Below are 14,161 nucleotides of genomic sequence, written 5' to 3' on the forward strand. Positions count from 1 at the left end.
CCGCGCCCAGGGGCGTCACGGGCGAGAGCTCGAGCCGCGGCCAGTGCGCGACGTCGCGGAGCATCTGCCGGTCGTGGCTGGCGATCACCACGGCAGCCTGGGTCGCCTCGAGCGCCTCGGTCAGCTCCTCCACGAGCGCGATCGACAGGTGGTTCGTCGGCTCGTCGAGCAGGAGGACGTGCGGCCTCGAGGCCAGGGCGAGGGCCAGGTCGAGCCGGCGCTGCTTGCCCATCGACAGCTCCCGCACCGGCCGGCGCTGCTCGTCCGGCCGCAGCAGGCCCAGACCGGACAGTCCGACGACCCGGCCCTGGGGCAGCACGCCCTCGGACACGAGCCGGCCCACGTGCCGCTCGTACACCTGGTGGGCGGTGAGCCGGCCCGGGGACGGCGACTCCTGGCCGAGCAGCTCGACCCGGGCCGTCCGGGCGACGCGAGCGGTCCCGGACGTCGGCTCGAGCCGCCCGGCGAGGAGCGCGAGCAGAGTCGACTTGCCCGCCCCGTTGGGACCGGTGACGAGCAGCCGCTCGCCGGCGGGGACGTCCACCGTGGTCGGCCGGTCCAGCCGACCGGCCACGGTGACCTCCTCGGCCGCCAGCATCGTCACGCCCGTGCGGGTCCGCAGCTCCGGCATCTGCAGGCGCAGCGGTGGGTGGGGCGTCGCAACCGACTGGGCCTCGAGCGCCTCCCGGCGCCGGTGGACGGACTTCACGAGTCCCGGCGCGCGGGACTGGCGCTGGTGCTTGCCGGTGCCCTTGTCCGGCCGCCAGCCGGTGACCAGCCGGTCCTGCGCGGAGGCGAGGTCATGCGTGAGGCGGGCGCGCTCGACCTGCTCGGCCTCGTGCTCGGCCACCCAGCGTTCGTACTGGGCCCGTCGGCCGGTCTGGTAGCCGGCGAACCCGTCGCCGTAGACCGTCGGGCGGCCGTCGGGGCTCGGGTCGAGATCGATGATCGAGGTCGCCACGTCCGTGAGCAGCGCCCGGTCGTGACTGACGAGCACGACTCCGCCGCCGTGCTCGCGCAGCGACGTGGTGAGGAAGTCCAGGCCCGTGGCGTCGAGGTGGTTCGTGGGTTCGTCGAGCAGCAGGAAGTCGTGGTCCGCGCCGAGGAGCGCCGCGAGCCGCACCCGGTAGCGCTGTCCCACGGAGAGCGTGGCGAGCAGGCGGGTCCGGTCGGTGACGGCGTCGAGCCGCTCGAGGGCGACGTCGACGCGGCGGTCGGCGTCCCAGGCGTCCAGCAGGGTGGCTGCCTCGAGGGCCGCCGCGTACCGGGCGTCCGCGCCGTCGGTGCCGTCCGCGAGCCCCCTCGCAGCCTCGTCGAGCCGGGCGAGCGCCCGGCGCGAGTCGGCCAGCTCGGCGTCGACGAGGTCGCCGACGGTGCGGCCGTCGCCGGCGGGCATCTGCTGCTCCGCGACCCCGATCGTCCCGGTGCGGTTCACCGTCCCGGAGTCGGGCGTGAGATCGCCGACGAGGACGTGGAGCAGGGTCGACTTGCCGCGGCCGTTCTCGCCGACGACGCCCCACCGCGAACGCGGGGAGACGGTGAGGTCGACGCCGGTGAGCACCGGGATGCCGCCCCTGGTGAGGTGGAGGTCGGTGGCGGAGAGCTGGGCGAGGGTGCGCGCGGGCACGGTGGGTGGGGTGATCGTCATGCGTTCCTCCTGACGGGCGCGCGCGGCGCGGCATCCGTCGGTCCGCGGGCGCCGTGCGTGCGGCGGCCCGCCGGTGTGCAGGGTCCGGTCGACCGACCCGCGGGCCGTCAGGCGGGCGGGTCGGGAGCGGGAGTCCTCAGAGGAACAGCAGCTGCTGGATCACGGGGGCCAGCCTAGGCGCGTCCGACCGGACTGTCCCGTGCATTTTCCGTGGCACCCGCTACGGCAGGCGCCAGTCGACGGGCTCCGCGCCGGCCGCGAGGAGCAGCTCGTTGGTCCGCGAGTAGGGCCGGGAGCCGAAGAAGCCCCGGTAGGCGGACAGCGGCGACGGGTGCGGCGACGCGACGACCGGGGTGTCGCCGAGCATCGGGCGCAGCGTGCCGGCGTCCTTGCCCCACAGGATCGCCACCAGGGGTGCGTCGCGCTCGACGAGGACCTTGATCGCGTGCTCGGTGACGGCCTCCCAGCCCCACCGGCGGTGCGAGGCTGCGGCGCCGGGCCGCACGGTGAGCACGCGGTTGAGGAGCATGACGCCGCGCTCGGCCCATGGCGTGAGGTCACCGTTCGAGGGCGGGGGAGCTCCGAGGTCGTCTGCGAGCTCGGTGAACATGTTCCGCAGCGACGGCGGCAGCGGGCGGACGTCAGGCGCGACCGAGAAGCTGAGGCCGATCGGGTGCCCGGGTGTGGGGTAGGGGTCCTGCCCGACGATCAGCACCCGAACGTCCGCCAGCGGGTAGGTGAACGCGCGCAGCACGTGATCGGCCGCCGGGAGGTAGGTGCGCCCCTGGTCGAGCTCGCCGCGCAGGCGCTCGCCGATCTCGGCGATCTGCGGGGCGACCGGCTCCATCGCGGCCGCCCAGCCGGCGTCCATGATCTCGGTCAGGGGGCGTGCGGGCATGTCGGCCAGGCTAGTCGGGGACCGGGCCGGGGTCCGGGGTGGCCGCGGGAGGGTGCGTGCCGCCCGGGCCGCCGAGGTGCCGGGCGAAGCGCACGAGCAGCGGCAGGGTCCACATGACGACGAGCAGGCGGACGAGGTGCATCCCGGCGACCACCGCGCTGTCGACCTCGAGCGAGATCGCCGCGGCGACCATCTCTCCGACGCCGCCGGGCACCATGCCGAGCACGGCCTCGGCCGGCGGGAGGAGGCCGAACCCGTACAGCGCGAATCCGAGTCCTACCCCGACGACGACGACGAGCACCACGGCGATGACGCCGGGCGTGAGGAAGCGCGCGAACTCCCGGAAGATGTCGGGCCCGATCGTGGCGCCGATCGCGGCGCCGACGAGGATCTGCGCGGTGGGCGAGAGGAACGGGGGCATCGTCGTCGTGCCGCCGATGACGAGATGGACGGCCGCGGCGCCGACGACGCCCCCGGTGATCGGCCACATGGGCACGCGCAGGAGCCGGAACACGGCGGCGACCGCGATGGCGCCGGCGATGATGGCGAGGACCTCGAGCCAGTTCATCGGGTCGAGAGATAGGCGACGAGGAGCGGGAGCGCGACGAGCACGATGACCATGACCCGCACCGTGTGTATGGCGACCACGAGCGACGTGCGCGCGCCCCAGTCCATCGACACCCCCACGATCTCGCTGAGCCCGCCGGGGGCCGTGGCGAGCACCGCGGTCATCGCGTCGACCCTGTACCTGCGTACGAGGACCAGCGCGAGCGCCACGTTGATGAGCAGGAGGATCGCCACCGAGCCGAGCACGGGAAGTGCGACGCGGGCGAGGATGCCGAGGGCGTGCGGCTCGAGCCGGACACCGGTCAGCGCACCGAGGAGGACGAACCCGACCACCCGCACGGCGCGCGGCATGTTCACGGCGGAGGTGCCCGGGACCGCCCGGTTGGCGAGCGCGCCGCCGATCACCGAGCCGAGCAGGATGCCCGCGGGCACCGACAGCAGGTGCAGGACGAGCGCGCCCACCGAGGCCCCGGCCAGGACCCGCGCGATCCCGAGGCCGGCCGCGAGCCGTCCGCGACCGTCCCCCGGCGTCACAGGCCGGCAGCCCCGGGGTTGAGCTCGTCCGGGGACAGGGTGCCGCCCAGGTAGGCCTCCAGCTGGTCGGCGGCCATCGTGGCGAACTCGTCGAGCACCTCGTCGACCGTCCAGCCGACGTGCGGGGTGAGCAGCGCGTTGGGCAGCGAGCGCAGCGGTGAGTCGGCAGCCAGGGGCTCGTGCGCGAACACGTCGAGCCCGGCGGCCGCGAGGGGCCCGGCGCGCAGCGCCTCGACCAGCGCGTGCTCGTCGACGATCGCGCCGCGCGAGGTGTTGACGAGGACGGAACCCTCGCGCATCGAGGCCAGCTCGCCGGCGCCGAGAAGCCCGTGGACCTCGTCCGAGAGCCGCAGGTGGATGCTGACGACGTCGCAGGTGGCGAGCAGCTCAGGCAGCGGCACCCGCGGGATCTCGGGGTTGGCCCCGGCCGAGCCCGGACGGGCCCAGGCGACGACGTCCATGCCGAAGGCCTGGGCGATGCGCGCGACGTTCGTCCCGTGCCGCCCCGTGCCCAGCAGCCCGAGCCGGCGTCCGGCGAGCGTGCGCCCCGTGAGCGCGGGCCAGGCGCCGGCATCCATCTCGCGCAGCGCGACCGGGAAGTGCCGCAGCGCCCCGATCATCAGCGCGAACGTCAGCTCGGGCACGGCCGCACGGGGGCCGTGCGCACGCCTCCCGTGCGTGACGACGATCCCGCGCTCGCGCGCGGCGGCGGCGTCGAGGTGGTAGGCGTGCCCGCCCGACTGGAGGACGACCCTGAGGGCCGGCAGGCGGTCGAACGTGGCGGCGTCGAACCGCGTCCTCTCGCGCACCGCCATGAGGTGCTCGACGTCGGCGAGATCGGCGTCGGGGACCTCGGCGAGGGGACGGTCGAGAACGGTGACGTCCGCGAGCTCGCGCATCCGGCGCACCCCCTCGGAGCGGGCGAGCCGGCCCTCCCAGTCGTCGAGGACGAGCAGGCGGGGCCTCACGCGCCGACCTCCGCCGCGGCGGGCGAGCCGGAGCGGGCGAGGGCCTCGGCGGCGGCGCCTGCGCCCCCGATGCGGCCCCATACGGCGCCGCGGGGGAGCCCGGAGCCGGCCGGGTAGTTGTGGTAGAAGAACCCGCCCGTGATCTCTCCCGTGGCGTACAGGCCCGGCATGACGCGGCCGGCGACGTCGAGCACCCGCCCCTCGGCGTCGATCCTCAGTCCGCCGTAGGTGAAGGTGATCCCGCAGGTGACCTGGTAGGCCACGAAGGGGCCCTGCTCGATGCGGGTCGACCAGTTCGACTTCACGGGCTGCCCGTGCGGGGCCGACCGCAGGCCGTCCATCCGGAAGGGGTCGAACTCCTGCTCCGGGCAGGCCGCGTTGTACGCCTCCACGGTGGCGAGGAATCCCTCGACGTCGAGGCCGAGCTTCTCGCCGAGCTCGGCGAGGGTGTCCGCGACGACCGGTGTGCCGGTGGAGTAGCGGGTCTCGAGGAGGTGGACGGTCTGCGCGTCGAAGATCTGCGCGGCCCAGGCGCCGGGCTGCTCGCGGATCTTCGAGCCCGTCTTGGCATAGGTCATCCACACGTGGTCCGACGCCTCGTCGACGAACCGCTCGGCGTCCCGGTTGACCATGATCGAGTAGGGGTAGGAGTACCGGCTCATCTTGTCCGTGTACCGCAGGTCGCCCACGGCGGGGGCGTCGAAGTCCAGGGGGGAGGCGTGGCAGCCGCCCCAGTGCCCGTGCGCCTGCGCGCCGCGCTCGAGCGCGTGCTCGAGGACGTGCCCCTGGTTGAACCGGGTGCCGCGGACCTTGGCGAGGTCCCAGCCCGGGCCGAGCCAGCGCTGGCGCATCTGCGGGTTGGCCTCGAAACCACCCGAGCCGAGCACGACGACGCCCTCGACCGGTCGCTCGCCGTCCGGCCCCTTGACGACGACGCCGGTGACCGCCGTGCCGTCCATCATCAGCTCGAGGACGGGGGAGTCGTACCAGACCTCGATCCCCTCGCGCTCGACGGCGGCGTACAGGTCGGCGATGAGGCCGACCCCCTCGTCGTGGGCGCGCAACGCGCCGCCCGGGGGCAGGACGTACTCCTGGTCCGGGTCGATGTTCTCCGGGTCGATGAGCTTGCCCACGGCGAGCTCCCAGCGCACACCCTTGCCGGCCATCCAGCGGATCGTGTCGAGCGCCTTGTCGACCAGCCCGTCCTGGAGGTCGGGGTCGATGCGGCCCTGCGTGGAGAGCTGGAGGTCGGCGACGTAGTCCGCACGGGTGTAGGGGTCGACGCGCACGCGGTCGGCCCAGGCGGCGGACTCCTCGACGAGCAGCGGCAGGAGGTCGTCCATCCCGCCGTGCGCGCAGCGGAACAGCCCGCCGGAGAACCGGCTGTTGCCCCCGCGCTCGGCGTGGGGCGCGGCCTCCAGCACGAGGACCCGGGCCCCGTTCTCGTGCGCCGAGAGCGCCGCGGTGAGCGCGGCGTTGCCGCCCCCCACCACGACGACGTCGACGGAGGTGATGGATCGAGCGTCGTCGGTCGTTCCCATGTGGTTCGGTGCTCCTGTCCGGGTCAGGCGGTGGCGGTGGCCTTGACGACCACGACGGGGCACTCGGCGGAGAGCAGCAGCCGCTGCGTGCTGGAGCCGAGCAGGAACTTGCCGACGGCGCTGCGGTGCCTGATGCCGACGATGATGATGTCCTCGGCCGGGTCCTGGACCTCCGCGGCCGTCGTGTCGTCGAGGTTGGCCCCAGGCGCGGCGGGGGCGGCCACGGAGAACTCGACGCCTGCGTCCGTGAGCAGGGTGGTGACGTCGTCGTAGGGGACCTCGCCCTTCTCGCCGCCGACGCTCGAGCGCCCTCCCGACCCGTCGACGACCCGCAGGCTCTGCCCGCGGTCACGCGCCGTGCGGACGGCGTGCTGCAGGGCGGCGTGCCCCTCGGGCGTGGGCACGTAGCTGACGATGACTGCCATGGAGCGATCTTGCATGCAACGTGTTCCGTGCGCAAGGTCATGTTGCATACTTTCCTCATGGACGGAGCGACGACGACCCTCGACCTCGCGGTGATCCGCGGTGACGGCATCGGACCGGAGCTGGTGGACAGCGCGCTGGCGGTCCTCGACGCGGTCGCGCAGGTCGACGGTTTCTCGGTCGCCGTCCACGACGAGCCCGGGGGAGCGGCCGTCTACCGCGAGCTCGGGGAGCCCGTCCGGGAGGGCGCGCTCGACCGTCTGCGTGCCGCCGACGCCGTCATCAAGGGACCGGTCGGGCTGCCCGACGTCCGGCGCCCGGACGGCACGGAGGGCGGGCTGCTCGGCGGCGTCCTGCGGGTCGGGCTCGACACCTACGCCAACGTCCGGCCCGTGCGGCTGCTCCCCGGTGTGGACGGCCCCACCCGGCACGGCGCCGGCGAGATCGACTACGTCATCGTGCGCGAGAACACCGAGGGCCTGTACCTCTCGCGCGGCAACGGGGTGGCGACGCCGCACGCGGCCTCGGACCAGATGCTCATCACCCGGTTCGGCACCGAGCGCGTGGTGCGCCACGCGTTCGAGCTCGCCCGCTCGCGTTCCGGCGCCCCGAGCGACGGCGTGCGTCGGGTGACCTGCGTCGACAAGAGCAACGTGCTGCGCAGCTTCGCGCTGTTCCGCGCCGTCTTCGACGAGGTGGCCGCCGAGTTCCCCGACGTCGCTGCCGACCACCTCTACGCCGACGCCGCCGCGCACGCGCTCGTCGCCCACCCCGAGCGCTTCGACGTGCTCGTCATGGAGAACTTCCTCGGCGACATCCTCTCGGACCTGGGGGCGGGGACCGTCGGCGGGCTGGGCATGTGCGGGTCGGGGAACATCGGCGCGGACGCCGCGTACTTCGAGCCCATCCACGGCAGCGCACCCGGCATCGCGGGGCAGGACCTGGCGAACCCGCTCTCGCAGCTGCTCAGCGTCGTCATGCTGCTCGACCACGTCGGCCGGCCCGGATCCGCCCGGCGCGTCGGGGCCGCGGTCACGGCCGCCCTCGCCGACGGGGCCGTGCGCATCGGACCGACCGGCTCCCCGGCAGGCGGGACCCGCGCGGTGACGGCTGCCGTCGTGGAGCGGATCGCGGGATGAGGGGGCGTCTCGGGGCGGGACCCGCCCGTGGCACGGTGCCGGGGTGCCCGCCGCTCGCCTACCGTGGGGCGCTATGACGACCTCCGAGGGCCCGGACGGGCTGAGCGCGTACCTCAAGCCGGGCACGGCGCGGGGGCGGACGACCGAGGCCGTCACCGATGCGATGCGGGAGGCGATCCTCGACGGCGTGCTCGCTCCCTCGACGTGGTTGCGGGAGGACGAGCTCGCCCAGTCCCTGGGCGTGAGCCGGACCCCGGTGCGCGAGGCGCTGCGCCGGCTCTCCGACGAGGGCCTCACGGTCAAGACGGCCCATCAGGGCACCGTCGTCGCGCCGATGACGCTCGAGGACCTGCTCGCCCTGTACGTCGTGCGGGAGAACCTCGAGGGGCTGGCCGCGCGTCTCGCGGCCGTGCGCGGGAACGACGTGCTGGCCGCGACGCTGCGGGAGATCAACGACCGGATCCGGACCGCGCACGAGGCCGGCGACGTGCCGGAGGTGCGGAAGGTCAACCTCGAGTTCCACCGGGTCCTGCGCGACGCCTCCTCCAACCCCTACCTCGGGCGCTTCCTCCAGCAGGTCGAGCACGCCGTGCGTCGCCTCAACGCGACGACGCTCGAGGCGCCGGGTCGGGTCGAGGAGGTGCTCGCCGAGCACGAGGGGATCATCACCGCGGTGGCCGCCCAGGACGCGGCGGCGGCGGAGTCCGCGGCGAAGGCGCACATGCGGCGCGCGCGCGAGCTGCGGCTGAACGCGGTCCTCGGCTCCTGACGACCGTCCGCCGTCGGACGGCGTCCCGGCCGGGTCGGTGCCCGTCCGGACGCCGGCGCCCGAGGTCGCGCCGAACGAGGTCGCGCCGAACGAGGTCGCGCCCCCGGCGCACCCGCGCGAGGCGGGGCGCCGGGAGCGCGACGTCGGATCCGGGTCAGACGATGCCGGGGATTCCGACCGGCGTGAGATAGCCGATGGGTAGCCCGATGTCGGCGAACTCGCGCAGCGCGACCATCACGGCGATGGTGACCGCCGTGTAGACGGCGATGTGCCACCACTTCATCTCGGCGACGACGCGGAGGAAGACCGGGATGAACACGACCGCGGCGAGCAGCATGCCGAGGACGTAGACGAGCACGATGAAGCTGATGAGCCAGCTGAAGGCCGAGAGGACCCACCTGAGCTCCTGGCGCCACTCCGCGCGGTCGACGTCGGCGTCGATCTTCCTGCGGTTGCGGAGCTCCATGACGAGCACGATCGCGGCGAGCACCGCCCCGAGCGCAGTGATGAGGCTCGGCACGAGCCGGGCTCGCTGGCTGAAGTCCTGGGCGAGGACGAACGCGCCGACGAACACCAGCAGGAACGCGGCGGCGATGACCACGCGCCAGATCGCGGGCGGCTCGGCGCTCTCGCCGCCCTCGGCGTCGTCGTCGTCGTCCGGCATGAGGCCCGGGACGTCCGGGTCGCGACGGGCACGGACCCGACGGTAGACCGCGAGGGCGACCGGGACGAGCAGGATGATGATCATGACGATCACCGCCGGCCGGACGAGCCACTCCGCGGGGGTGTACAGGTTCTCGGTGAGGTAGTAGTAGCGCTCGAGCGGTACCGCGAGGACGAAGCCGATGAGGAACGGCGCGCGTGGGATGTGCGCGATCTTCATCAGCCAGCCGATGATGCCGAGCGCGAGCATGACGAGCAGGAGCTGGATCTCCTTGGAGTCCTGGTAGCCCGCCATGAACAGGATGACGATGAGGCCGCCCGCGATCACCGGGAACCGCACGAAGCTGAGCTTGGCGAGCGGGGCGGCGAGGAAGAAGCACAGCGCGGCGCCGACGACGCTCGCGATCGCGAAGGACCAGACGATGACGTAGACGGTGTCGAGGTTGTCCTCGATGATCCGGGGGCCGGGCTCGATGCCGAAGATGAGCAGCGCGCCGAGGAGCAGCGCGGCCGGTGCGCCACCGGGGATGCCGAAGAGCAGGGTGGGGATGAGGTCTCCCGCCTCGACCGAGTTGTTGGCGCTCTCGGGGGCGATGATGCCGCGGGGGTCGCCCTTGCCGAACTTCTTGCGGTCCTTGCCCTTCATGGAGGCCTTGGCCTGGCCGTAGGCCATCCATGTGCCGGCCGTGGCGCCGAGGCCGGGCAGCACCCCCGCCCAGATGCCGACGAGAGCGCCGCGCAGGACGTGGCCGAAGTTCGAGAACACGTCCTTGATGCCGGTGCCCCAGCCCTGGCCGATCCCCATTCCGGTGGCGACGGAGGTCTTCTTGGCCACGCGGGAGATGACCTCGGCGATGCCGAAGATGCCCAGGGCGACCGCGACGAGGTCGAGCCCCTCGGTGAGGAACAGCGAGTCGAACGTGAAGCGGTAGTCGGGGGCCGCGGGGGCGCCGCCGATCTGACCGAGGAGCACACCGAACGCACCCGCCAGCAGCCCCTTCATCATGTTGCCCTTGGACAGCAGCGCCGTGATCGAGATGCCGAGCACCGTGAGCATGAAGAGCTCGGGAGACCCGAAGGAGAGCACGAGCGGCCGGGCGATCGGGATCGAGAGCGTGAGGCCGAGGGCGCCGAGCAGACCGCCGAACATCGACGACAGGAATGCGATGGCGAGCGCACGGGCCGCCATGCCCTGCTTCGCCATCTCGTGACCGTCGAGCATGAGGACGGTCGCCGACGCGGAGCCGGGTATGCCCATGAGGACGGAGGCGATGGTGTCGGAGGTATGGACGACCGCCACCGCCCCGATCATCAGGGCGAGGGCCTGGTTGGGCTCGAGGACGAAGATGAACGGCAGCAGGATCGCGACCGCGCCGGTGCCGCCGAGCCCGGGGATGATGCCGATGACGAGACCGGCGACGATGCCGGCGCCGAGGAAGACCAGGGTCGCCGGATCGAGGAGGGAGGACAGTGCGCTTGATGCGGCTTCGAGCATCGGATCGCCTTTCGCGTGAGGTCACGCGCGGGTGCCGGCCGGATCACCTGGCCGACGGGCACCCGCGCGATGATCAGAACGTCGTGTCGTGCTGCTCGGCGAGCATGTCGATCGTGTACTGCTGGACCTCGGGGTCGATGTTGAAGGCCTCGCGCAGGTCGTCCTCGGCGACCTCGCCCGGGTAGAGGGGGTAGCCGCCCAGCACGTCGGCGGCCGCCTCGTTGAACTCCTCGTCGTCGGTCAGGGCCCCCGCCGCGTCGCGGACGCTCTGGACGATCTCCTCGGAGGTGCCCTCGTTCGCCCAGATGCCCTTCTGGTAGACGAACCCGGGGATGAGGAACGCGCGGTAGGCCTCGTACGCCGGACCGGACGGGGCCTCACCGTGGATCGACTCGAACGCCTCCTCGACGGTGGGCAGGTCGGGGACGTTCGGGTCGCGGACGATCTCTCCGTCCTCGATGACGCCGAACGACATCAGCGGTACGGCGTCGCCGCTCTCGACCAGCGGGGCGACCTGCGTGAGGTAGGCCGACGTCGTCTGGTAGTCGAGGTTGACCTCGCCGCGCTCGAGGGCGAGCCGCGCGGGACCGCGTCCCTCGAAGCCGAAGGTCGCCTCGATGTCGACCTCGAGGACGTCCATCGCCTGCAGGAGGGAGAGGTCGAGCCCGGTGGCGCTGATTCCGCCGTAGGTGAGGGTCTCGGAGTAGTCGGCGAGGTCCTCCACGCTCTCGATGCCGGTCGAGGAGGACACGTAGATGACGCCGCCCGTGCCGTTGAGGACGAGGGGCTCCATGACGGAGAAGTCGAACTCGACCTCCGGCCGCCCGAGCAGCGCCTGGAAGTAGGTGGTGCCCGAGGTGACGAGGAGCTCGGAGCCGTCCGTGCTCCCGTCCTGGACGAACTGGTTGGAGCCGGTGATCGACTCTCCGCCGGGGCGGTTCTCGACGACGAACGACGAGCCGCTCTCGACGTTCTCCTCGAGGTAGGGCGTGAGGAACCGCGCCCAGGTGTCGGTGCCGCCGCCCTCCGAGTAGGGGACGACGAGGTTGACGCGCTCGGGCAGCTCGGAGGCGCCCTCCTCGCCCTCCTCGCCGCCGATGCCCTGCGGGTTGCCGCACGCGGCGAGCAGGAGAGCGACGGTGGCGGCGGAGCCGGCCAGGGCGGCACGGCGGTGGGTGAACTTCATGGTGTCTCCTTCGTGGTCCGCGGGCGTCGGTGCCCGTGGGGGACGTCGGTCATGGTCGGGGAGCAGGGGACGGCTCGATCAGTCGTGCAGGAGCTCGTCGGGGACGAGGACGGTGCCCTCCATGAGGCGACGTGCGGTGCGGTAGCCCGCCACGCTCGGCACCTGCCAGGAGCCGTCCTCGGCCTGGACGACCTCGGCGGAGAGCTCGAGGACGCCGGCAGTGTGGCCGATGAGGCAGGGGCCCGCCACGCCGCCGGACGCCTCGTGCACGACGGTGCCCGGGATCGCCGAGGCCACCGCCGTGGCGATGCCACCGGTGAGCGCGTAGCTGCGGTGCAGCCGGCCCATCGACATCATGGCGGCGCGGATCGTCGTGCCCGTGGCGGCCTGGGTCGTGCCGTCGCTCAGCGCGTAGTCGCGCGGTGCGCCGACGAACGCGATCTTCGGCACCGAGGGCACCTCCTTCGTGGCGATCTCCACCGTCTCGGTGATGCCGGACAGTACGGCGGCCTGCGCGCGGACGGACTCGATGCGCGCGAGCAGCTCCGGGTCGCCGTCGATCTGGTCGGGGTGCTCGAGGCCGGTCAGGCCGAGGTCCTCCCAGCGCACGAACACCAACGGGTTGGCGGCGTCGACGATGGACACCTGGGCGGTGCCGGTGCCGGTGCCGGGCAGGTCCACGGTGTCCGTGACGTTGCCCGTGGGCAGCGTGGCCCCCGTGACGGCGCCGCCCGGCTCGATGTAGTCGAGCTGGATGCGTGCGCCGGTCCCCGGGACGCCGGGCAGGTGGAAGTCGCCGACCGGGTCGAACCGGCCGTCCCTCGTAGGGACGTGGGCGACGATCACCTTGTCCGTGTTGGTGTTGAGGAACCGGACGATCGTCACGGGGTCCGTCGGGGTGACCAGGCCCTCGTCGACGGCGAACGGCCCGACCGCGGAGGAGATGTTCCCGCAGTTGCCTCTCCTGTCCACGAGCGGACGGTCGATCGCCACCTGACCGAAGTCGTAGAGGACGTCGACGCCGCGCTCGCGACCGTCGGAGATCACGGCGACCTTGCTCGTCGTCGACGTCGCGCCGCCCAGGCCGTCGATCTGACGGCCGTACCGGTCGGGGGAGCCGTAGGCGGCGAGGATGAAGGCGTCCCGCCCGGCGGGGTCGGTGGGCAGGTCCCTCTCGTGGAAGAACACGGCCTTGCTGGTCCCACCCCGCATGATCACACCGGCTGCTCGCATCGACCAGGTCTCGCTCTCGTCCTTGAGTTGCATGCACGCTGCACGCTGGCTCCGTGCATCTTGCATGGTCGGTGAGGTCAACGCAATCGATAGTTTCTCGAGCCACCCTTAAGCAGCCCTTAAGGTTTGTCGCATGAGCCCGGACATCCATCAGATCCGCGTCGTCTCCGAGGTGGCGCGCTCGGGCAGCATGACGGCGGCCGCCAGGTCGATGGGCTACACCCTGTCCGCCATCTCCCAGCAGGTCCGGCGCCTCGAGTCCGAGATCGGGCTCGCCGTGCTCGAGCGGCACGCACGGGGCGCCCGCCTGACCGATGCCGGGCGGGCGGTGGTCGAGGCCGGCGGGGCGGTCGAGTCGCAGCTGGCCGCGCTCGACGACCGGCTGGCGGACATCGCCGGCCTGCGAGCAGGGACGCTCCGGCTCGCGACCTTCCCGACCGCGGGAGCCGGTCTGCTCCCGGTCGCGATCACCCGCTTCGCCGCCCGGCACCCGGGCGTGACGCTGTCGCTGCGCAGCGCCCGCATCGGCGCGTTGCTCGACCTGCTGCGGGCGCGGGCCGTCGAGTCGGCCCTGCTGTGGGACTACGAGTGGACACGATTCGACGAGTCGGACCTGCACCTCGAGCTGCTCATGCGCGACCCGACCGACCTGCTCGTCGCCGTCGGTCACCCGCTCGCCGGGGCGCCGAGCCTGCGCATGGCCGACCTGGCGGGCGAGCGCTGGATCACCCGCGCCGAGGGGCACCCCGTGGCCGACGTCCTGCGGCGCAGCGCGGTCGCCGCCGGGTTCGAGCCCACCGTCGCGTTCGAGGCGCACGACTACCAGGAGGTGCAGGGGATGGTGGCGGTCGGTCTCGGTGTCGCCCTCGCGCCACGGCTCGCGACCGCGAACCTGCGCGCCGACGTCCGGGCGATCCCGCTGGGCGACGACGCCGCCCATCGGCGGATCCTGCTCGCGCGCGACGCGCGGCGGGTGCCGGCGCCGCCGGAGCTCGCGATGCTGGAGGTGCTCAGGGGCGTCTCGACGGAGGTGGCCGGCCAGCTGCGTCCGGGATCGCGCGAGTCGAGGGCGGGCTCCCGCTGAACGCACCCGGTGG

The 14,161-nt window shown here is 73.0% G+C and carries 12 protein-coding genes and 1 pseudogene; 3 read left to right on the top strand and 10 right to left on the bottom strand.

The window, feature by feature from the left end:
• Positions 1–10: 10 nt before the first annotated feature.
• The 7 genes and pseudogenes from AC24HA_RS03380 to AC24HA_RS03410 form a co-directional block, all read right to left on the bottom strand.
• A pseudogene (locus AC24HA_RS03380) lies at positions 11–1,648 on the bottom strand (ABC-F family ATP-binding cassette domain-containing protein); the annotation flags it as partial.
• Between the two features lie 220 nt (positions 1,649–1,868).
• Entirely contained in the window at positions 1,869–2,546 is a 678-nt protein-coding gene (locus AC24HA_RS03385) for a uracil-DNA glycosylase (protein ID WP_425708064.1), read from the bottom strand.
• A 10-nt stretch (positions 2,547–2,556) separates the two neighbouring features.
• Positions 2,557–3,114, bottom strand: a complete 558-nt coding sequence (locus tag AC24HA_RS03390) for an AbrB family transcriptional regulator (protein ID WP_425708065.1) — start codon at positions 3,112–3,114, stop codon at positions 2,557–2,559.
• Complete coding sequence (locus AC24HA_RS03395; RefSeq protein ID WP_425708066.1) at positions 3,111–3,647, bottom strand: AbrB family transcriptional regulator; 537 nt, start codon at positions 3,645–3,647, stop codon at positions 3,111–3,113. The genes AC24HA_RS03390 and AC24HA_RS03395 overlap by 4 nt, the downstream gene beginning before the upstream one ends.
• Positions 3,644–4,615 (bottom strand): NAD(P)-dependent oxidoreductase, encoded by a 972-nt coding sequence (locus AC24HA_RS03400; RefSeq protein ID WP_425708067.1) that lies wholly within the window; start codon positions 4,613–4,615, stop codon positions 3,644–3,646. The genes AC24HA_RS03395 and AC24HA_RS03400 overlap by 4 nt, the downstream gene beginning before the upstream one ends.
• Entirely contained in the window at positions 4,612–6,156 is a 1,545-nt protein-coding gene (gene tcuA, locus AC24HA_RS03405) for an FAD-dependent tricarballylate dehydrogenase TcuA (protein ID WP_425708068.1), read from the bottom strand. Before tcuA ends, AC24HA_RS03400 begins: the two co-directional genes overlap by 4 nt.
• Before the next feature lie 23 nt (positions 6,157–6,179).
• Complete coding sequence (locus tag AC24HA_RS03410; RefSeq protein WP_425708069.1) at positions 6,180–6,581, bottom strand: universal stress protein; 402 nt, start codon at positions 6,579–6,581, stop codon at positions 6,180–6,182.
• Between the two features lie 57 nt (positions 6,582–6,638).
• Between AC24HA_RS03410 and AC24HA_RS03415 the strand changes: the two genes are divergently transcribed.
• A complete protein-coding gene (locus AC24HA_RS03415) occupies positions 6,639–7,718 on the top strand; it encodes an isocitrate/isopropylmalate dehydrogenase family protein (RefSeq protein ID WP_425708070.1) in 1,080 nt (359 codons plus the stop codon).
• A 73-nt stretch (positions 7,719–7,791) separates the two neighbouring features.
• Positions 7,792–8,487: a GntR family transcriptional regulator gene (locus AC24HA_RS03420; protein ID WP_425708071.1), complete on the top strand. Its 696-nt coding sequence runs from the start codon at positions 7,792–7,794 to the stop codon at positions 8,485–8,487.
• Positions 8,488–8,641: 154 nt separating this feature from the next.
• Here the strand turns inward: AC24HA_RS03420 and AC24HA_RS03425 are convergent, their stop codons facing one another.
• The 3 genes from AC24HA_RS03425 to AC24HA_RS03435 form a co-directional block, all read right to left on the bottom strand.
• Positions 8,642–10,645 carry a tripartite tricarboxylate transporter permease gene (locus tag AC24HA_RS03425; RefSeq protein WP_425708072.1) on the bottom strand — a complete coding sequence of 668 codons (2,004 nt, stop codon included), beginning with the start codon at positions 10,643–10,645 and terminating at the stop codon, positions 8,642–8,644.
• Positions 10,646–10,718: 73 nt separating this feature from the next.
• Entirely contained in the window at positions 10,719–11,831 is a 1,113-nt protein-coding gene (locus tag AC24HA_RS03430) for a type 2 periplasmic-binding domain-containing protein (protein WP_425708073.1), read from the bottom strand.
• A gap of 78 nt (positions 11,832–11,909) precedes the next feature.
• Positions 11,910–13,097 (bottom strand): 2-methylaconitate cis-trans isomerase PrpF family protein, encoded by a 1,188-nt coding sequence (locus tag AC24HA_RS03435; protein ID WP_425708074.1) that lies wholly within the window; start codon positions 13,095–13,097, stop codon positions 11,910–11,912.
• A gap of 100 nt (positions 13,098–13,197) precedes the next feature.
• Between AC24HA_RS03435 and AC24HA_RS03440 the strand changes: the two genes are divergently transcribed.
• A complete protein-coding gene (locus AC24HA_RS03440; protein WP_425708075.1) occupies positions 13,198–14,148 on the top strand; it encodes a LysR family transcriptional regulator in 951 nt (316 codons plus the stop codon).
• Positions 14,149–14,161: the final 13 nt, after the last annotated feature.

This window comes from Georgenia sp. Z1491, assembly GCF_057652395.1.

Excerpts from the sequence above, each read along its gene's own strand:
- AC24HA_RS03385 (WP_425708064.1), bottom strand. The coding sequence starts at position 2,546 with ATGCCCGCACGCCCCCTGACCGAGATCATGGACGCCGGCTGGGCGGCC.
- AC24HA_RS03390 (WP_425708065.1), bottom strand. The coding sequence starts at position 3,114 with ATGAACTGGCTCGAGGTCCTCGCCATCATCGCCGGCGCCATCGCGGTC.
- tcuA (WP_425708068.1), bottom strand. The coding sequence starts at position 6,156 with ATGGGAACGACCGACGACGCTCGATCCATCACCTCCGTCGACGTCGTC.
- AC24HA_RS03410 (WP_425708069.1), bottom strand. The coding sequence starts at position 6,581 with ATGGCAGTCATCGTCAGCTACGTGCCCACGCCCGAGGGGCACGCCGCC.
- AC24HA_RS03415 (WP_425708070.1), top strand. The coding sequence starts at position 6,639 with ATGGACGGAGCGACGACGACCCTCGACCTCGCGGTGATCCGCGGTGAC.
- AC24HA_RS03420 (WP_425708071.1), top strand. The coding sequence starts at position 7,792 with ATGACGACCTCCGAGGGCCCGGACGGGCTGAGCGCGTACCTCAAGCCG.
- AC24HA_RS03425 (WP_425708072.1), bottom strand. The coding sequence starts at position 10,645 with ATGCTCGAAGCCGCATCAAGCGCACTGTCCTCCCTCCTCGATCCGGCG.
- AC24HA_RS03430 (WP_425708073.1), bottom strand. The coding sequence starts at position 11,831 with ATGAAGTTCACCCACCGCCGTGCCGCCCTGGCCGGCTCCGCCGCCACC.
- AC24HA_RS03435 (WP_425708074.1), bottom strand. The coding sequence starts at position 13,097 with ATGCAACTCAAGGACGAGAGCGAGACCTGGTCGATGCGAGCAGCCGGT.
- AC24HA_RS03440 (WP_425708075.1), top strand. The coding sequence starts at position 13,198 with ATGAGCCCGGACATCCATCAGATCCGCGTCGTCTCCGAGGTGGCGCGC.